Origin of the sequence: Archaeoglobus sp. UBA230, from assembly GCA_002507545.1 — an archaeon.
In the GTDB taxonomy this organism is placed as follows: Archaea; Halobacteriota; Archaeoglobi; order Archaeoglobales; family Archaeoglobaceae; genus Archaeoglobus.
Genome location: DAVR01000033.1, coordinates 23,717 through 42,012 on the forward strand (window position 1 = coordinate 23,717; position 18,296 = coordinate 42,012).

Consider the following 18,296-nt stretch of genomic DNA (forward strand, 5'->3'; position numbering starts at 1 on the left):
TGCATCACCTGAAATATCTAACCTTGCCATCATCGCCAATCTCCTTTTGAAGAGCGCCCTGCTTCAGGAGGTATTCGAGGTGGGCAACTGTCTCTCCGACTGCAAACCATTTCTGGACAACGTGGACATCCTCCCATCTTTCGTATTTAAGGTCCCACGTTATGCTCGGTGCAACCTCCCATGCCGTCTTAGGCCTGTCTAAAGCATTAAAAGCTTCTTTTAACCTTACATCATGGTGTCTTTTTATTTCATCAACTCTTGCTCTCAAATCTTTCCAAAGCCTCCTGTGACCGGGTAGAACCAGATTTACTTCAAGATCGCGAACCTTGTCGAGGCTTTCGAGGTAACTTTTGAGGGAGTTTTCAAGAAAAGGCCACCATGTAATATTTGGAGTAATGTCAAGCAGCACGTGATCTCCAGAGAAGAAGAGCTTTTTATCTTCATCATAGAGACACATGTGAGCTGGAGAATGACCGGGGGTTTCAATGCATCTGAGTCTGAAATCTCCTATTTCTATCTCATCACCATCCTTCATTTCAGTGAACTCTATTCTATCCATTGTGGTGTATCTTATCCCCGGATGGAGCTTCAGCATTTTCCTTGCCTCTTCTTCTGGGAACCCATTGGCCATGTATTTTTCAACTATCGCCCTCCAGTATTCCGAAGGGTCGTCAAACATCTTGAGAACGATCTCAGACTCTTTTTTACTGAAACAGATTTCACTGGCACCAAGCTCACCCACAAGGCCTATATGATCGGCATGGAGATGTGTAACAAAGATAATTGGGTTTGAGACTTCCAGCCTCTTCAATGCAGAACTTAGAGCTTTGTAACATTCTTCCCTGTTCATACCTGTATCCACAATCAGCGATTCCTTGTCTCCTCTAACAAGATAGGAGTTTGTGTATTTCAGAGGGTTTCGAGGGAGGGGCACCTCCACTCTGTAAATCCCATCAGTTATCTTTTCAATCATTGACCAATGTTGTTAAAGGGGAGTTATAAGGGTAATGGCTCCAATGGAAATGACGGAAAGCGCGAGCAGAACAAAGAATTTATATACTATCTGCATGGATAATTGAAAAAGTAATGGGGGATGTTCATGAAATCTATTGTGGAGGAAGCTCTTGCAAGAGCTGAGAGAGAGAAGAGGGAAAGAATAGAGGGGCGAGGAGTTGAAGATGTTGAAGATGAAATTCTGCAAACACTGCATGAGCTGAGGACTGTTATCAAAGTAATCGGTGTTGGTGGTGGTGGCTGCAACACGATATCGAGGATGTTTGAGGAGGGAATAGAGGGTGCCGAGCTCATTGCGATAAACACTGATGTTCAACACCTATACTACACCAAAGCAAACAAGAGGATATTGATTGGAAAGAGGAGAACGAGAGGATTGGGGGCAGGCAGCCTTCCTCAGGTAGGTGAGGAAGCTGCAAGGGAGAGTGAGGAAGAGATCAAGAAGCTTGTTGAAGGCTCGGACATGGTTTTCGTAACTTGTGGACTTGGAGGAGGAACGGGAACGGGGGCTGCTCCTGTAATCGCCGAAGCTGCTCAGGAGGCTGGTGCACTGACAATATCTGTAGTAACCTTCCCCTTCTCGGCAGAAGGTGCTGTTAGAAGGTCTAACGCTGAAGCTGGCCTTGAGAGGTTGAGAGAAGTAGCAGACACTGTAATCGTAATCCCGAATGACAGGTTACTTGAGGTTGTGCCGAACTATCCGATGCAGCTTGCCTTCAAGGTTGCGGATGAGATTCTGATGAGGGCAGTTAAGGGTATAACCGAGCTCATAACAAAGCCAGCCCTTATAAATCTGGACTTCGCCGATGTCAGAACGGTTATGGAGAAGGGTGGAGTCGCAATGATTGGTCTCGGAGAGGCAAGTGGTGAGGATAAGGCATCTGAATCAGTCAGAAAAGCTTTGAAGAGCCCGTTACTGGATGTGGACGTTTCTGGGGCTAAGGCAGCGCTAGTTAATGTTACAGGCGGACCTGACATGACAATTGAGGAAGCTGAGAGCGTAATCGAAGAAATTTACAGCAAAGTTGACCCAGATGCGAGGATAATCTGGGGTGCGATGATTGATCCGGAGCTTGAGAACACTATGAGAACTCTGATAATCGTAACGGGTGTGAAAAGTCCGCAGATTCTGGGTAGGAAGGGGTATCCCGTAACAAGAAAGTATGGTATAGACTTCGTGCGGTAAAGCTTAATAAACCAGCCGAAGATAAAAGTTGCATGCAGATCAGCGATATTCAGAATAAGCTCAAGGAATACTTCAACGTTCTGAAAATGGCGAGAAAGCCAGACTGGGAAGAGTTCTCAATGACTGCGAAGGTAGCTCTGGCTGTAATGTTTGTCGTCGGGTTTATAGGTTTTGCAATCTACATATTGATGGAGATTCTGCCGGGTGCTCTGAAATGAGCAAGTATTTTGCTATCAAAACAACAGCTAATCAGGAGAGAGTTGTCGCCAATCTTATGGAAATGGCGGCTAAAAAGCACAAACTTGGTGTTTATTCAATTTTAGCCCCAAAGGAGCTGAGAGGTTATGTTATTGTGGAGGCTGAAACCCCTGATGATGTCCTCAAGACAATCAGGGGGTTGCCTCACGTGAGGGGTGTTGTTAAAGGAGAGATAAACTTCACGGAAATTGAACATTTTCTAACGCCGAAGAAAGCTGCAGAGCAGATCAGGGAAGGAGACACAATTGAAGTTATCTCAGGTCCGTTTAAAGGTGAACTTGCCATTGTGAAGCGTGTTGATGAGGCAAAGAATGAAATAACGGTCGAACTTCTTGAGGCTGTCGTTCCGATCCCTGTAACTGTCAAGGCAGATCATGTTAGAGTGATTGACAAAAAGGAGGAGGTGTAGATAAAATGCAAGTAGTTGAAGTTTTGGTTCCCGGTGGTCAGGCTTCTCCGGGTCCACCTCTTGGTCCAGCGATCGGTCCACTCGGACTGAATGTCAAGGAGGTAGTGGATAGAATAAATGAGGCGACGAAGGACTACGAGGGACTGAACGTTCCGGTGAAGATAATAGTCCACGACGACAGGTCATTTGACATAGAGGTAGGAATACCGCCTGTCTCAGCACTGATCAAAAGAGAACTTGGAATTGAGAAGGGTGCAACAAGTCCGGGAAGAGAGTTTGTTGGCAATCTTACAATGGAGCAGCTTTTGAGTATTGCGAGAATCAAGAAGCAGCAGTCCCTCTCGTATACTTTGAAGGAGGTTGTCAAAGAGGTTCTTGGAACGTGCAACTCCATGGGGATCACGGTGGAGGGGAAACATCCAAAAGAGCTAACAAAGGAAATTGATGAAGGCAAAGTGGACATCCCTGAAGAGTAGTTAGCTTATATCCCCACAGGCACAGAAGAGCTCATTAATTGCAGAAAAGAGCTCTTCATAACCCGTTTTTTTAATATTCGACACTTTGATTGCTCTGTAGGGTATTGTGGTGTACTCGATGAACTCCACTATTTTCTCAAGCAGCTCCGCGAGAACACCCTCCTTTTTAAATATCTCATCCACCATCGCGTTAATGTCGGGATCGGCCACATCTACCTTGGTGAAGGCAGTGAGAGTTGGTAAGGAAAGTCTTAAAGAGACAATAACATCCTGCAAAACAGCAGAAAGAAAGCTCTCAGCATCCCGGACGAGTGTTAAATCCATAAGGAAGATGGCAGCGGTAAAAGACCCAGAAAGTTTTTCGACAAATTTTCTACCCTCTTCAGAGAATATGAACACCTCCATCTGACCTGGCGTGTCATACAGAACGTAGTCTGCCTCTTTCTTCAACTTTTCGGCAAATTTAAGCCCAAGTTCCACAGATTTCAGCAATGCTCCATTGACTCCGAGACCATAGTTTACCATAACGTCCTCTACTCTTACGTAGTCCCTTATGTTAGCCTCAGCATCAAAAATAGGATCGCTCGCCGGATCGAGGTTCACACAGCTAACCTTGTAACCCTTCTCCCATAGAAACTCTGAGAAATTTTTGACAAATGTGCTCTTACCACTGCCGGCGCTTCCGATCACAAAAATTTCCATGGTCACCTCCTGAGTATTGCAAACAGCGATCCTACTAAGAACGCAAGGGTCGTGAAGAACAGAGTGCGGAATATTTCAGAGTAAGAGCTTGCTGCTGTTAAACTTTGATTGAGTGAACTAATCCGCGCCTTAAGCTGCACGTTCTCACTTTCAAGAACAGTTATTGTTTCATTTTTACTTTTTAATAGTCCTTTGAGGTTCTCCACGACCTTAGAGCAGTTTTCTGCCATAAGACTGAGTTTACTTACCTGACTCTTAAGGTCTCTGTTCTTCTCAACATACTCCTTTATCCTGTCGTAAAGCTCCACATTGATACTGTTAAGCGTCTCTACGAGATTTTGCAAGTAGCTGTTCCTATTCTCAAGCTGTAAAATCTCCTTTTTCAGGTTGAGAATTTGGTTATCCAACTCCACAAGAGAGTTTTCGGGCTCATTATCCTTTTCTACTTTCACCTGAATCGTCTCCAAGCCTTTGGCACTCTTAATCTCTATGAAATAGGAACCATAGCACGAATGGGTTACCTTTATCGCATACTCTCCTGCCGAGAGGTTTGCGGTGCTCGTCAAAGTGTTCTCAAAATACATACACTCGTCAAGAACAACTTGGGCAGGTTCGGTTAGTGTTAGGTTAATCACGTCCCCCTGAACAGCAGTAGTTGCTGAAAGCAGTGCGATAAGGAAAAGAATCAAGTTCTCACCCCCCTCAACGCGTTCTGCACTATCGTCCAGACTTGAGAGAAGTCTTCAAGCGAAATGAATTTACCGTGCAAGTATATAAACACGTTTCCCCTTTTGACTGCATACTTATAGTCGCTATTGGAGATGCGCAGGATTTCATCGCTCCGTGAAACTTCAAGTGCTGTCCTCATTTCGTCAATTTCAAAGTCATCAACACCAATCGCAATTTTGTTTTCTTCGCTTACAATGGCTACATTCACCAGATACTTCTCTCTCAAAAATTCAGCCAGATTGTCAATACTCACGTTGGATGCTTTGCCCTTGACACCGTAACCCCTTTTTTCGAGAATTCTGTCTGTAACAACAAACCCTACAATCACACCTATTACTGCGAGAACGATCTGCCAGCTAATGGTGACCACCTATCATATTGTTAGCAGAACCATATTTTTAGTTTTTGGACTTTTTTGAACAAACTACAATTGGTTGACACAGGGAGAGGAAAACTAAAGAATCATACTCAGAAACTTCCTCGTCCTCTCATGCTCAGGATCGGAGAAAACCTTTTCTGGAGCCCCCTCTTCAACTATAACTCCGCCATCCATAAAGATGACTCTATCCCCCACTTCTCGCGCAAAACCCATTTCATGCGTTACCACAAGCATCGTCATACCATCTCTGGCGAGGTTTTTCATGACGTCAAGAACCTCCTTAACAAGTTCGGGGTCAAGAGCGGAAGTAACTTCATCGAAGAGCATTACCTCAGGATTCATGGCTAAAGCCCTCGCGATTGCGACTCTCTGCTGCTGACCACCACTTAGCTGGGCTGGATAGTAATCTGCCTTGTCAGCAAGCCCGACCTTTTCAAGCAACTTCATCGCCAGTTCCTCAGCATCTCTTTTATTCATCTTCTTTATTTTGATTGGGGCGAGTGTTATATTCTGCAGAGCCGTTAAATGTGGAAAGAGGTTGAATTGCTGAAAGACGATTCCGATCCGCTGCCTTATCTTGTTGATGTCAACCTTACTGTCGGTAATTTCAATTCCATCCAGAATTATTTTTCCGGAGGTTGGCTCCTCAAGTCTGTTTATACACCTTAGAAGCGTGGATTTGCCACTTCCTGAAGGGCCAATGATCACAACCACTTCTCCCTTTTTAACACTCATATTGATCCCGCGCAGTACGTGAAGGTCGTTGAACCTCTTGTGCAGGTCTATGATTTCAAGCAGTGGCATTGGATTGAGTTTAATATTGAGTTTATTAAAATGTTTGTTCTCTGCTGATTGCGAGCATGTACTAAGGAATACAAAGTTATTTTTAGATGCCGAAAAAGGTAAGTAGTAAATCTAAAAAAGGATTGTAGCAATCATACTTTCGGTTCAGGTGATAACGTGAGAGTGCAGCACGACATTGTCATTGTTGGTGCAGGACTTGCCGGAATGAGGGCCGCAATTGCAGCAGCGGAGAAGAATAGCAGACTATCAATTGCAATTATCGCAAAAACCTATCCGATCAGGTGCCACAGCGTGTGTGCGGAGGGTGGAACAGCTGCTGTACTTAGGGATGGGGATAGCTTCGATTTACATGCCTGGGATACAGTCAAGGGCAGTGATTTTCTCGCAGATCAAGATGCTGTCGAATTCTTCGTCAGAGAATGTCCAAAGGAGATACTGAGACTCGACAACTGGGGTTGTCCTTGGAGCAGAAATGAAGACGGAACAATAGCCCAGAGACCTTTTGGTGGGCATAGCTTTAACAGAGCAACCTTTGCGAAGGACAGGACAGGGTTTCATGAGGTACATACGCTCTACGAAAGGATGCTTAAATACGACAACATCGAAATATATCCGGAATACCTCATCACCAACCTTATAATTGAAGAAAACACAGTTCAGGGAGTCTCAGCAGTTGAACTGAAAACAGGAAACCTTGTATTTTTCGAAGCCAAATCTGTAGTATTCGCAACTGGTGGAGCTGGGAGGCTGTATGGGTTTACCACATACAGCCATCAGGTCACGGGGGATGGCATGGCCATCGCCTACCGCAATGGAATTCCGCTCAAAGACATGGAATTCGTTCAGTTTCATCCTACTGGATTAATTCCTTCCGGAATTCTGATGACCGAGGGGTGCAGGGGTGAGGGGGGATATCTTCTGAACAAAGATGGTGAGAGGTTCATGAAAAAGTATGCCCCTGAGAAGATGGAACTCGGTCCGAGAGATATAGTGTCAAGGGCTATGTGGACAGAAATATTGGAGGGAAGAGGGCTTGAAGGGGATTATGGGCCCTACATAGCTCTTGACCTGAGACACCTTGGCGAGGAGAAGATAGAGGAGAGACTTCCACTAATAAGGGACGCGGCAATAAAGTTTGCTGGAGTTGATCCCGTCGAGGAGCCGATACCGGTCAAGCCGGTCGCTCACTACACGATGGGTGGGATACATACCAACGTCAGATGTGAAACTCCCGTTAAAGGATTCTTTGCCGCTGGGGAATGTGCATGTGTTAGCATTCACGGAGCTAACAGACTTGGAACAAACTCGACTGCTGAATGTCTCGTTTTCGGGAGGGTTGCAGGAGAAAGTGCAGCAGAGTATGCGATGAATGCAAGAGGAGGGAAAATTACTGAAGAGGTTATGATGAAGGAAGAGAGCAGGATTTACGATGAACTACTCGGCAAGAGCGGAGACGAGAGCCCGTATCAAATAAAAAGAGAGCTCAACGAAACTATGGATAAGGATATGTGGATATTCAGGGAAGAGAATGGGCTGAAGGAGGCGGTAAGGAAGATAAAGGAGCTTAAAGAGCGCTACAGGAACGTGGAGATAAACGACAGGTCAAGAGGGTTTAACACAGACCTCATGATGACCATTGAAATTGGATACTTGCTTGACCTCGCGGAGGTTGTAGCAGTTGGCGCTTTAAAAAGGCAGGAAAGCAGAGGAGCACACTACAGGCTCGACTATCCAAAAAGAGATGATGAAAACTGGCTCAAACACACGATGGCTTACTACACACCTGAGGGTCCAAGATTCGAATACATTCCGGTGACTGTGACCAAATGGGAACCTGTTGAGAGGAAATATTGAGGTGGTTTGATGGCTGAGTTCAGAGTTAGGAGGTATGACGGGTTCAGGTCATACTGGCAGAGCTTTGAGGTTCCGGCGAAGAGGGGAATGACAGTCCTTGAAGGTCTGTATTACATAAAGGAAAATCTGGACTCAAGCCTCGCTTTCAGAGCATCTTGCAGAATGGGGATATGCGGAAGTTGTGCCATGAAGATAAATGGAAAACCAAGGCTGGCATGTGAGACCCAGATTTTGTTCCTTGGCAATAAAATTATTGTTGAACCTCTTGAGAATTACAGGGTGATAAAAGACCTTGTGACGGACTTTGAAGGATTCTTTGCGAAGCATAAAGCTGTAAAGCCCTATCTCATCAGGCAGGATGAGAACTACGAGGAACCAAAGGAGCTTTTGCAGACTCCCGAGCAGCTTAATGAATACTACGTCTTTACGCTCTGTATTAAATGTGGTGCGTGCTACTCCGTTTGTCCTGCAGCCTCAACCCTTGACAGCTATCTTGGCCCTGCAGCGATGGCCGCTGCCTACAGATTCTGTGCAGACAGCAGGGATGAGGGACGGAGGGATAGATACGAGGTAGCAAGTTCATCACATGGAGTTTGGAGATGTCATCTCGCGATGGAGTGCAGCGAAGTATGTCCGAAGAACGTGGAACCTGCAAAGGCTGTTCAAATGCTGAGAAGAAGCACAGCCTTCAGCATTCTGAGAAGTATTCTGGGGTGGTAGAATGGGAATTTCAGGATGGTTTAAGCTTGGAGGAAGAAGCATTTTCAGCTGGGCATTCACTTTTCAGCGACTGACGGGTATAGTTCTGCTTATCTACCTCTGCATGCACCTCACCTACCTCACAACCCTACTCGACAAAACTGGAGAAACGTACGAAAGCATGATCGCGCTGACGGTATCCAAGGAGTTTTTGATTTTCGACATACTCCTTGTGCTGTGCGGTGTGTTTCATGGTGTTAACGGGTTCAGGATAATCCTGCATGAATTTGGACTGGCCTACGAGTATCACAAAGCTCTTCTTGCCCTTGCTGTTGTCATTGCCTTGGCCGCATGGCTGTATGCAAGCTATATCATGTACTCTCTGACAGGTGGTTGAGATGAACTCCGCAAAAAGTGTTATAGAGCCGATTGCGTGGATCTTCCAGATGCTGACCGGACTTGCGATGATAGTGCTGGTAACAGTGCATTTCTATGTCACCCACATGATCTCGCATGAAGCTCTTGAGTATGCGGGAGTTATTCAGAGACTCAGCCTGCCGGAGTACAGGGTGATGTATGCAGTTCTGCTTCTGGTTGTATCTTTCCATGCATTCAACGGCCTCAGGGCGATAGCTCTCGATACCAATGCTGGAATGAGAAGTAGAGGTACTATTAACCTTCTGACAACGCTTATGTTCCTCGTTGCCTTCTTCTACGGTCTTTACCTGCTTGTTTCCATTTAAATTTTTGATTGAGGAATTTAATTTAATTTTATATGTTATATACCACAAAGTTGCCAAAAAAAGAAATTGGGATAAACTGTGTTATATGTTGCGGTATCTGCTGATAGCATGTGTAATGGTGGTGTGTGTTAGTGTTGTATCCGCACGCCATGTCAGCAAAAAATATATGTGAAAAACTATTTAGACGTGCTGATTGAGATAGAGGCATATAGAGACAACTCATACTTGAAATCTCTGCACCTAAATTCGAAAGAAAGTAAATTGATTGACACAATTGCACTTGAAAGTGGCAATGGGGTGCAGTACTACGTATTGGAAAGATCCTGATGGAATCAAACACAAAACAGGGCGTTATGTAAGAGGATGCATTTATGATGAGCAGGTTATAAGTATCACAAAGATTGAAACCCATCTAAAAGCCTATGCCGTTAAAGGTAGAGTTGGGGAAGAAACCGAATTAAAATATAGGTTGCAGGGAGAAGAGGGATCAGAGCGTGTAAATTTGAAAAATAAAACGTGTAAAGTTATATCTCAAAGATGGATCAAACTATGTATTTCCCGGTGAGTCATTTACTGACGAAGACGGGTATGCCAAAATCATTAAAACTTTCGAAAATGTAGGCCGATACTATTACTACTGCCTGTTTGATGGATATGGAACTATACAAAAGTCTTAAAACCATCTAGGAAATAAAAGAGTTGGCTGAGGCGATGGTTGGGATATATACAAAGGGACGAAGTATGCAAGAGAGTGGGCTAAAGTCGTAGCAGATGCAGATAAAGCTTTGGAGTCGAATATGGTTCCGGAGAGGTTAAGGAAACTACTAAATACGTATCGTACGTCGATACAGGACTTAAAATTGGTGAGATTGCAGTTAAAATGAAAAGTGAACATACAACTGACAGATTATAAGCCTACGGAAAACTTCAAAAATTGATGCTGATAGATGTAGGGGAGAAAACCTTGAACGCAATTGGTCTTTCATCCCTTGGAGCTTCTTTAATGATGATGCCAGCCAAAATTAATAGTGAAGTAAATTATCGAGACAGGAATTTATATTGCAAAGAGGGTGATGACCATTCAGGGCAAAATAGATGCAGAGATGTGCGAGGGCTATAAAAACACTTACGACCTATATAAGACAATGGAAATATATCCTAAATGTAAACACTTGCTTACCAGTAAAGGTAAACACTTACATCACGAGGGTTATTGGCCATATTTCTGACCTTTTGGAAGTAAAAAATCTTTAGAATGGGTAATCACGAGAGAAAATACAGCCTTCAGATTTAGATAATTTTTATTTTTCTATTTTAACTATAGAAAAGTTTTAGCTCCACTCTTAATAAAACTCACTATGTTCTGAAATACCAACGACACTGAGACTTAAAAAATAAAAAAATTATATAACCTTTTTTCGCCATCTGATGAGTGCCGCTGCTATTACGATCCCAACTACTGCAATTTCAAATCCAAAACTCGGAGTTTCTACACTTATACTCCTTTCTGTTGTAATCTCGGTGATTTTTTCTTGCGTTTTGTTTATATTGGATTTCGTACAATCAACGTCCTCGTTGTTCAAACAGTCTGGGTCGCATATCCCATCCTTGATGGCATCACAATATCCATCCTCATCTCCAGAGTGGCAGTCCTGAGGACATGTGGAGTAGTTCTCAGGAATGCCACAAACCCCATCGCCGCATACGGTTTCTTCAAAGCTCAGACCCATTAGCTCTGTAACTTCTACTTCTCTACCGTCAGGTAAGACACAAACTAAGCAACTCTTACAGTCTTCTCTTTCCACATGCTTGGCCTCGTATCCTTTTATTGCACAGTAGCTGTATTCAAGAGCAACTTCTCCTCTAAAAAAATCCCATCCATTAACTGCTTCACCATTTGGCAGAATGCACTTGCCCACGTCACCTAATGGGGTCGAGTCACTTCTATAGTGGTAACCGAGGGCTTCGCAGTAAACTGCTGCTGGATTTCTAAGTGCTGAAGCACTGCCTGTGAGAACTATAAATAATATCAAGACACACAAAATCCTTCTAATCATGTCCACCACCTGTCTCCATTGATAATATGGATTGAATTTCCCTTATCTCCATGGATTATCTCGTCTTTTCCATCCCCATCAACATCGGCAATGGCAAATCCATCACCCTTCTCAAAATTGATTTTCATGCGTTTTATCAAATTCCCCGAGACATCGTACACTTCTAACCAGTCATCTCTTTCACCTATCACGATCTCATCCACCCCATCACCGTCGAGATCTCCACACCCCAGACCGTTTCGACCTTCATAATCGCTGTAGTGAATAGATTTTAGTGGGTTAGCTATCAATAATTCTTGAACGCCAAGAGTTATGTCAATAATGTGTATTTCGTCTGCCGAATGGTCACCATGAACAAGTTCATCATTCCCGTCACCATCTACATCTCCTGCACAGATCTTGTCTTCATCCTCAAAATTTGAAAGATAAACGTACTGTTTGTCAATGAAAAATTTATCATTCGTGTATCCCATCTTGTAGATCCTTATTTCATGGCTGCTCCTGTCAGCGTAGATTATCTCATCCTTTCCATCCCCATCAAAGTCACCAGTCTCCAAGTCGTCTCCCGGTTTAAACCCAACTTCAAATTCGTAGTTTTTAATGATTGCAGGTTCTATAACTGGAAAACTTGTTTTGATGTAAATTTCAATTTTGCCAGAATTTTTATTTCCGTGGATCAACTCACCATACCCATCTCCATTCAGATCTCCAACAGCCAACTCATCCCATTTTGAGAATTCAAAATCTTGCATATCGGGATAGTATACTATGTGGGGATCTGCGTGACCATAGCCGCCGTAGGTATTGATACCGTAGAAAATGCGAATGACGTCTGCTCTATCCCCGTGAATTATCTCGCCTTTTCCATCTCCATCAAGGTCACCTGCAGCAAGTCCATCACCCTCTTCGAAATCCAGATGTATTGTGTAGTCTGCTGGAAGAGCGTAATAGACTCTATTCTTCAGGTCACTATATTTGAAATCAGAGTAGGGGATATATGCGTAACCATCCACAGCCCAGACACATTCACCTTTCTTCGGACACTGCCATCCTGTATCAACTCCCCAGCTGTTTCTAATTATCCAACATCCCGGCGTGCCGTATTTGTTCATGCAGATCTGACTGTTGTCGTCATATCCGACTATCACAACAGCATGTTCCCAATTATCTGACCCGGCTGAGAGGGGGCCATGGCAAATCAGTGCTCTCTTTATTTCGTCGATATCGTTACTCACCTTTCCTCTATAGATAATTCCGCCAACCCTGTATTCCCAGTCAGTGCATTTATCATTGCAGTTTCCATTGGCTTCTTTGTAGGGGAGACAGGATTCGTCAGGAACACCGTTGTTTATGATATACGACAAAGCTTTATGCGCCCATCCACCATCACAATCTCCACTGGTTGACCAGCACCATATCAAATCGAACTCACAGTCCTGCTCACAGTTTATTAGGAATTGTTCTGAGAGATTAATTGTTGATTTCGCACCCGCATAGAGTATCAAACCAGCTTCAACCGTACCAACAGCAGAGTGTGCCCAACAGGAGCCGCAATTACTACCTTGATCTCTTATTGGTGGCAGAGTTATGTAATCCCTCCAGTCAAATTTGGTTGGTAGCGTATCTAAATCACAGCGGTTGCAGGGAGGACAGATTCCTCCACAGTCAATGCCATCCTCATTTGCACCTTTTACGGAGTCGGCACAGTCACATGCATCTCCGTAGCCATCACCGTCACTATCGAGTTGATCGGGGTTCGGTAAGTTAGGACAGTTATCACATTCATCTCCAACTCCGTCACCATCTGTATCTATATTGGATTTTGACTTATCACAAATATCGCACTCAGCACCTATGCCATCCCCATCTGCATCAATCTGACTGGGGTTGTAGATGTTGGGACAGTTGTCACATGCATCTCCCCAGCCATCATTGTCGGAGTCTGTTTGATCATTGGTAACGAAAGGACAGTTATCACACGCATCTCCCCATTTGTCGCCATCAGAATTTTCTTGTCCAGGATTTTTGGTATAGGGGCAATTGTCTACATCTCCACAAACACCATCTCCATCTTTATCGTTATCTTTATCAAAAGGACATTTATCACACGCATCTCCCCAGCCATCATTGTCGGAGTCCATTTGGTCGTAGTTCGGTTCCAACACGCAATTATCAAAACAGTCAAGAACACCATCCCCGTCAGAATCTTCCTCCCCGGGAGGGCATGCACCATTTATACATTTCCCACACAAGCAATGGTGCTCAGTGTAGGCAACTGTTCCGGAGTTGGCATATGGGCTAAGAACGCAATAATAGCTGGCGAGCTCATCTGTGTCAGCAGGAACAGGATTTCCAGTAGTGTTATCCATGATAAAGTAGTCTGACATCCAGCCTAAGCTCTGACACCTCCACTCTTCTTCAATTTGGCAGTAGTACTCAACCAACGTGGACTCATCCTTGCAGTAGTCCTCGAAGGATAGTAGTTTGTAGTGCAGTGGAGTTACGGATTCGGGTCCGCTTGGACCCAGCTGAGGACTTACAAATACCTTTCCGATATAGGACCAGTATCCCAATCTGCCTTTAACATAAAAGTTCTTTCCGTCGGTATCTATGGAACACTCTGGCTGAAATTCTTCTATTTTCTGTGTTGGTGTGATCACGGGTGTTGTTGTAGTTCGTATAGGTATTGGTGTTGTTGTGGTTGTCACAGTGGTCGTCGTCCGGATTGCAGTGGTAGTGGTTACGGAACATACTTCAAGCTTAATCAAAGAATTGTCACACGAACTGTACCACCCCTCCTCTCTCGTCCCTACTTTATCACAGATTGCAACACATCTATTACACGAATCGTATTTGATTACCTCACCGGTACATGAGTCGTACCACCCCTCAATTCTTGTTCCTACTTTGTCGCAGGTAGGTTGACATTGAGCACTGGTGAGATGTAGTGACAGCAAGACTATTATAAACAGTGTTATCAACCTTACTGCTGCCATAGTATGTTACAAATTTTAAAAATATTTAGTTTTTTCATTATGAAGTTAAATTACTCAATTGTAATTCCATTTTACAATAAGCGATTGTTGGATTCGTTAACATTGTGTATAGTGTTCTCAAACTTGCAATTCAATCTCCATTCTCGCATCTCCACATTCAAAGAACTGACAGCTAATCAGGAAAGTAGGATTAACTCGTTTATCGGTAAGAGGGGATGAAAAATGAGATCTTCTATCAGAAATCATTGATAAGATGGAGAGGAGGGAGACGAAAAAAGCTCTGGCAATGAATGGAATAACACCGGTAAACAAGGCGATAGAAATTCTGAAGATCATAAAGAGATATCTTACGCTGTTAGCGAGGTGAATAAACGATTAGAACTGAGAAAGTTTTTGAGAATACAGGAGGAGGTTAAATTAAGATCGGTCTGAGTGGTGAGATGAAGAAAACCATAAATTTTTAGCCTTTAGCCACACCCAATGGCCTTAACCTCGCCACAAGCCTCGAAATACCAGCCCTGTGAACGACATCCACGACATCATCGCTCAGCTTGTAGGCCTCAGGAGCCTCCTCAGCCAGCAGAGCACCGTGTGTGGCTCTAACGTATATGCCCTTCCTTTCAAGGTTCTGCTTAACCACGTTGCCCCTCAGTCTTCTCTTCGCTGCTGCCCTACTCATTACTCTCCCGCTGCCGTGACAGGTCGAGCCGAAAGTCTCCTCCATCGCTTTTTCAGTTCCCACAAGAACGTAACTCGGAGTGCCCATGCTTCCCGGGATCAGCACGGGCTGACCAAAATTCACGTAGTCGTCGGGAATCTCTCCAGTTCCCGGACCGAAAGCCCTCGTAGCCCCCTTCCTGTGGACACACAACTTTACCTTTTTGCCATTAACCCGGTGCTCCTCGAATTTCGCTATGTTGTGTGCAACATCATATATCAGGCCCATCTCCAGATCCTCCTCATTCATCCCAAAAACCTTCTGGAAGGTTTCGCGAGTCCAGTGGGCGATGATCTGCCTGTTGCACCATGCGTAGTTTGCTGAAGCAGCCATTCCAGCAAAGTAGTCCTGCCCTTCCCTGCTGTTTATCGGCGCACATGCGAGCTGTCTGTCCGGTAGCTTGATTCCATACTTCTTAACAGCCCTGTCAAGCACTTCCAGAAAGTCCGTGCATACCTGATGCCCCAAGCCTCTGCTTCCGCAGTGTATCATTACTGTTACCATTCCTTCTTCCAGTCCGAAAGCCTTTGCTACCTCCTCGTCGAATATCTTGTCCACATACTGCACCTCAAGGAAGTGATTACCGCTACCGAGCGTTCCAAGCTGAGGTCTACCTCTATCTCTCGCCCTCTTGCTCACAACCTCAGGCCTCGCACCATCTAATGCTCCATTCTCCTCACAGTGCTTCAGGTCCTCCTCACTGCCGTATCCGTTCTCCACAGCCCACTTAGCTCCGGCAACGAAAATCTCATCCAGTTCTCTGTCACTAACTCTCAGCCTTCCCTCGCTACCAACTCCTGAGGGTACGGCAACAAACAACTCGTCTATAAGCTGCTTGATCTTCGGTTTTATGTCCTCAACTCTCAGATTAGACCGAAGCAGCCTCACCCCGCAGTTTATGTCAAATCCAACTCCACCGGGTGAGACTACGCCATCGTTAACGTCAAAGCCGGCCACACCCCCAATTGGAAATCCATAACCGACATGCACATCGGGCATCACAAGCGATGCCATGTGTATCCCCGGCATAGTTGCTACGTTTGCAGCCTGCTCTACAGCATCCCGTTCAAGAATCTGCATCAGCTTCCTGCTTATGTAGAAGTAAGCGGGAACCCTCATTCCGGGCTTGTATCCTTTCGGTAATTCCCATTTGTAGTTGGTAACCTTTTTCAAAACGTTCTCCATGCCTTTAAATTATGAGGACGATTTAAAGCATTTTACTTTTCCTTTTATAAAGTTCAACCCACCATGCAGTTGTTATTGGGGCAACAGTAAGCCAACCTACTATTGCCGAGAGAGCGTATCCCACCACGATCCCTGAGATTCCGAAATAGTGGAGGGGTTGAAAGGGTATTCCTACAACCATTCCAGCCAGAATGACGAGGAGCCAGAAAACAATGGTTTCAGCAATTGATATTCTCAGCACCTGAAGTCCCTTTTTTATCCCCGACAAAACGCTCTCTCCATCCAGCACAATCGCATAGGGGATGAAGGTAAAAAGAAAAAACACAACGCTTATCAAGCACAGAAATACAACACCCCACAGGAAAAACGCAATCGCAGATTGTACAAGGCTGTTTATATCCCCAATCTTTATTGCCTTTACGATAAAATAAACCGGAACGAGCCCCGCCAGCACTATAATATCTACCGTGAGGCGGTATATCAGAAAAGGGAAATAGCGTGATTTTGCGTATTTGAATCCTTCTAAAAGTCCTACTTTGCATTCCAAAGCGTCAAAGCAGACTTTAATCCCCCAAGCCCTGAAGAGTGTGTCAAATATGATGAAAAGGAATGATCCTACAAGCAGGAGATAAAATATCAGGTCGAGGTTTTCAAGGTATCTCTCAAAAAGTCGGGTAAAATATTCTCTGTTGACTTCAGCCATATCACCCGAAAGAACCAGTTCAGGAGAGATTTTGAACACAAGGAAGAGGGCAAATGACAAAAAGATTGCAGTGCTAACCAAGCCGGAGATAAGGAATGGAATTCCTGTAACTTTGTGTCTCCTCCACGCCTCCCATCCTGCTCTGATGGTCTCCCATATCATACTCCAAAGAACTCCTTGACATGGGGACGGGTGAGGTAGTAGATAACTATACCGTTTATGACTATGCCGATAATCCCTTGAGGGAGTGAGAACAGAGATGAGACAATCCCAATTGCAAGAAGAATAATGTATATCCACCACGCCCAGCCTGCTCCTTTCCAGAGCCCGTATGAGATCACTATACCCACCACTCCAAGGATAACGAACACAATGCTACCAACTGCCAGCAGCAAAGTAAAGAATGGTGCAGCAGGCTCAAGTTCGCTTACAGGGACAATCTGTCCAAGTATCGCAAAAAGGGCTGCAAGAGCAAAGCACCCTATGGACCCTATGAAGCCCAGTATGGCAAGTATTGTAACTCCCAATGGTCTCATAGACACCTGTTATCAAATCTACTATTTAACTTTTCTGTATGGTTAACCTGTAAGCGTGCTGATAAACTCGTCCATAGCCCTGTTGACTTCATCCGGTCTCTCAAGCATAACGCAATGTCCTGCATTCTTTACAACCACGAGCTTTGAATTCTTTATCAGACTGTTAAGTTCCTTCGATCGGCTTAAAGGAAGCAAAGCATCCTCCTCTCCGGCAATAACAAGGGTAGGTTTGTCTATCCTTTCTGCCACCTTCCTGAGGTCAATAGTCCTTAGAGTTTTGTAGGTGTTCATAGCAGAGTAGGGTGGTGTGTATTTCATTGCCTGCTCCCAGACCCATTTTCTCACTTCTACAGCATTTTTCCCGACAGCAAGTTTAGCTACGTATTTTGCCGATGTCGTATAGGCGATAGAAGCGAAAAACTTTGCAAAGGGGTAACCGAGCTTGTGAAAGGTTCTAATCCTCGTTCCACCACCGATGAGGATGAGGGCGAGAACTTTTTCGGGATGCTCAACGCAGTATTTCATTGATATCATAGTGCCGAAGGAATGACCTACAAGAACGAACTTCTCCAAGCCAATCTCTTCGGCAATTAGATCAAGATCGGAGACAAAGTTCTCGAATCTGTAGTGCTCATATTCAAGCGGTTTTTCCGAGTTTCCGTGCCCTCTATTGTCAATAAATACCATTTTGTATCTTCCTGAGAAGTAGTTCCTCTGATCTTTCCACCAGTTCATATTTGCAGTCCATCCGTGAAGGAAGACGAGGGATGGCTCATCACCCTCCTCTACTTCATAGTAAACATTCACTCCATCATTCCTAACATATGGCATAATTATAGGTGAATTTA

General features: G+C 44.5%; 20 protein-coding genes and 1 pseudogene. 10 read left to right on the plus strand and 11 right to left on the minus strand.

What is annotated here, in order from left to right:
* Positions 1 to 4: 4 nt before the first annotated feature.
* A complete protein-coding gene (locus tag BP688_RS10460; RefSeq protein ID WP_290597537.1) occupies positions 5 to 973 on the minus strand; it encodes an MBL fold metallo-hydrolase in 969 nt (322 codons plus the stop codon).
* A 126-nt stretch (positions 974 to 1,099) separates the two neighbouring features.
* On the opposite strand from BP688_RS10460, the gene ftsZ reads away from it, so the two are divergent.
* From ftsZ to BP688_RS10480, 4 genes are read left to right on the plus strand one after another with little or no spacing between them, the layout of a single operon-like run.
* A complete protein-coding gene (ftsZ, locus tag BP688_RS10465) occupies positions 1,100 to 2,200 on the plus strand; it encodes a cell division protein FtsZ (RefSeq protein ID WP_290623405.1) in 1,101 nt (366 codons plus the stop codon).
* A gap of 32 nt (positions 2,201 to 2,232) precedes the next feature.
* On the plus strand, positions 2,233 to 2,418 hold the full coding sequence (locus tag BP688_RS10470) for a protein translocase SEC61 complex subunit gamma (protein WP_290597539.1): 186 nt from the start codon (positions 2,233 to 2,235) through the stop codon (positions 2,416 to 2,418).
* Positions 2,415 to 2,867 (plus strand): transcription elongation factor Spt5, encoded by a 453-nt coding sequence (locus tag BP688_RS10475; RefSeq protein ID WP_290597540.1) that lies wholly within the window; start codon positions 2,415 to 2,417, stop codon positions 2,865 to 2,867. Before BP688_RS10470 ends, BP688_RS10475 begins: the two co-directional genes overlap by 4 nt.
* A gap of 5 nt (positions 2,868 to 2,872) precedes the next feature.
* Positions 2,873 to 3,343, plus strand: a complete 471-nt coding sequence (locus BP688_RS10480) for a 50S ribosomal protein L11 (RefSeq protein ID WP_290597541.1) — start codon at positions 2,873 to 2,875, stop codon at positions 3,341 to 3,343.
* Here BP688_RS10480 and BP688_RS10485 read toward each other — a convergent pair whose 3' ends face one another.
* The 4 genes from BP688_RS10485 to BP688_RS10500 form a co-directional block, all read right to left on the minus strand.
* Positions 3,344 to 4,045, minus strand: coding sequence for an ATP/GTP-binding protein (locus tag BP688_RS10485; protein WP_290597542.1), 702 nt, complete (start codon positions 4,043 to 4,045; stop codon positions 3,344 to 3,346).
* 2 nt (positions 4,046 to 4,047) lie between these two features.
* The gene (locus BP688_RS10490) at positions 4,048 to 4,734 is read right to left on the minus strand and encodes a hypothetical protein (RefSeq protein WP_290623407.1); all 687 of its coding nucleotides are present in this window, start codon (positions 4,732 to 4,734) and stop codon (positions 4,048 to 4,050) included.
* Positions 4,731 to 5,144: a hypothetical protein gene (locus tag BP688_RS10495; RefSeq protein WP_290597543.1), complete on the minus strand. Its 414-nt coding sequence runs from the start codon at positions 5,142 to 5,144 to the stop codon at positions 4,731 to 4,733. Before BP688_RS10495 ends, BP688_RS10490 begins: the two co-directional genes overlap by 4 nt.
* 84 nt (positions 5,145 to 5,228) lie before the next feature.
* Positions 5,229 to 5,957, minus strand: a complete 729-nt coding sequence (locus BP688_RS10500) for an amino acid ABC transporter ATP-binding protein (protein WP_290597544.1) — start codon at positions 5,955 to 5,957, stop codon at positions 5,229 to 5,231.
* A gap of 156 nt (positions 5,958 to 6,113) precedes the next feature.
* On the opposite strand from BP688_RS10500, the gene BP688_RS10505 reads away from it, so the two are divergent.
* The 5 genes from BP688_RS10505 to BP688_RS10525 all read left to right on the plus strand — a co-directional run bounded on the left by BP688_RS10505 (position 6,114) and on the right by BP688_RS10525 (position 9,818).
* Positions 6,114 to 7,811: a succinate dehydrogenase/fumarate reductase flavoprotein subunit gene (locus tag BP688_RS10505; RefSeq protein ID WP_290623409.1), complete on the plus strand. Its 1,698-nt coding sequence runs from the start codon at positions 6,114 to 6,116 to the stop codon at positions 7,809 to 7,811.
* Positions 7,812 to 7,820: 9 nt separating this feature from the next.
* Positions 7,821 to 8,531, plus strand: a complete 711-nt coding sequence (gene sdhB / locus BP688_RS10510; protein ID WP_290597546.1) for a succinate dehydrogenase iron-sulfur subunit — start codon at positions 7,821 to 7,823, stop codon at positions 8,529 to 8,531.
* A 1-nt stretch (position 8,532) separates the two neighbouring features.
* Positions 8,533 to 8,907 (plus strand): succinate dehydrogenase/fumarate reductase transmembrane subunit, encoded by a 375-nt coding sequence (locus BP688_RS10515; RefSeq protein WP_290597547.1) that lies wholly within the window; start codon positions 8,533 to 8,535, stop codon positions 8,905 to 8,907.
* 1 nt (position 8,908) lies between these two features.
* Positions 8,909 to 9,253, plus strand: coding sequence for a succinate dehydrogenase/fumarate reductase transmembrane subunit (locus BP688_RS10520; protein ID WP_290597548.1), 345 nt, complete (start codon positions 8,909 to 8,911; stop codon positions 9,251 to 9,253).
* Between the two features lie 280 nt (positions 9,254 to 9,533).
* Entirely contained in the window at positions 9,534 to 9,818 is a 285-nt protein-coding gene (locus BP688_RS10525) for a hypothetical protein (protein WP_290597549.1), read from the plus strand.
* Positions 9,819 to 10,656: 838 nt separating this feature from the next.
* On the opposite strand, the gene BP688_RS10530 is transcribed toward BP688_RS10525, so the two are convergent.
* Complete coding sequence (locus tag BP688_RS10530; RefSeq protein ID WP_290597550.1) at positions 10,657 to 11,310, minus strand: DUF333 domain-containing protein; 654 nt, start codon at positions 11,308 to 11,310, stop codon at positions 10,657 to 10,659.
* Positions 11,307 to 14,306: a C1 family peptidase gene (locus BP688_RS10535; protein ID WP_290623411.1), complete on the minus strand. Its 3,000-nt coding sequence runs from the start codon at positions 14,304 to 14,306 to the stop codon at positions 11,307 to 11,309. The genes BP688_RS10530 and BP688_RS10535 overlap by 4 nt, the downstream gene beginning before the upstream one ends.
* A 175-nt stretch (positions 14,307 to 14,481) precedes the next feature.
* On the opposite strand from BP688_RS10535, the pseudogene BP688_RS10540 reads away from it, so the two are divergent.
* Positions 14,482 to 14,735: pseudogene (locus BP688_RS10540) on the plus strand (IS5/IS1182 family transposase); the annotation flags it as partial.
* A 31-nt stretch (positions 14,736 to 14,766) separates the two neighbouring features.
* Here the strand turns inward: BP688_RS10540 and BP688_RS10545 are convergent.
* Genes BP688_RS10545 through BP688_RS10560 form a run of 4 tightly spaced genes read right to left on the minus strand, consistent with a single transcriptional unit; the run spans position 14,767 to position 18,279 of the window.
* Positions 14,767 to 16,209 (minus strand): RtcB family protein, encoded by a 1,443-nt coding sequence (locus tag BP688_RS10545; protein ID WP_290623413.1) that lies wholly within the window; start codon positions 16,207 to 16,209, stop codon positions 14,767 to 14,769.
* Positions 16,210 to 16,231: 22 nt separating this feature from the next.
* Positions 16,232 to 17,074, minus strand: a complete 843-nt coding sequence (locus tag BP688_RS10550; RefSeq protein WP_290597553.1) for a DUF7847 domain-containing protein — start codon at positions 17,072 to 17,074, stop codon at positions 16,232 to 16,234.
* Positions 17,071 to 17,448 carry a hypothetical protein gene (locus BP688_RS10555; RefSeq protein ID WP_290597554.1) on the minus strand — a complete coding sequence of 126 codons (378 nt, stop codon included), beginning with the start codon at positions 17,446 to 17,448 and terminating at the stop codon, positions 17,071 to 17,073. The genes BP688_RS10550 and BP688_RS10555 overlap by 4 nt, the downstream gene beginning before the upstream one ends.
* Before the next feature lie 42 nt (positions 17,449 to 17,490).
* Positions 17,491 to 18,279: an alpha/beta fold hydrolase gene (locus tag BP688_RS10560; protein WP_290597555.1), complete on the minus strand. Its 789-nt coding sequence runs from the start codon at positions 18,277 to 18,279 to the stop codon at positions 17,491 to 17,493.
* Between the last annotated feature and the right edge of the window lie 17 nt (positions 18,280 to 18,296).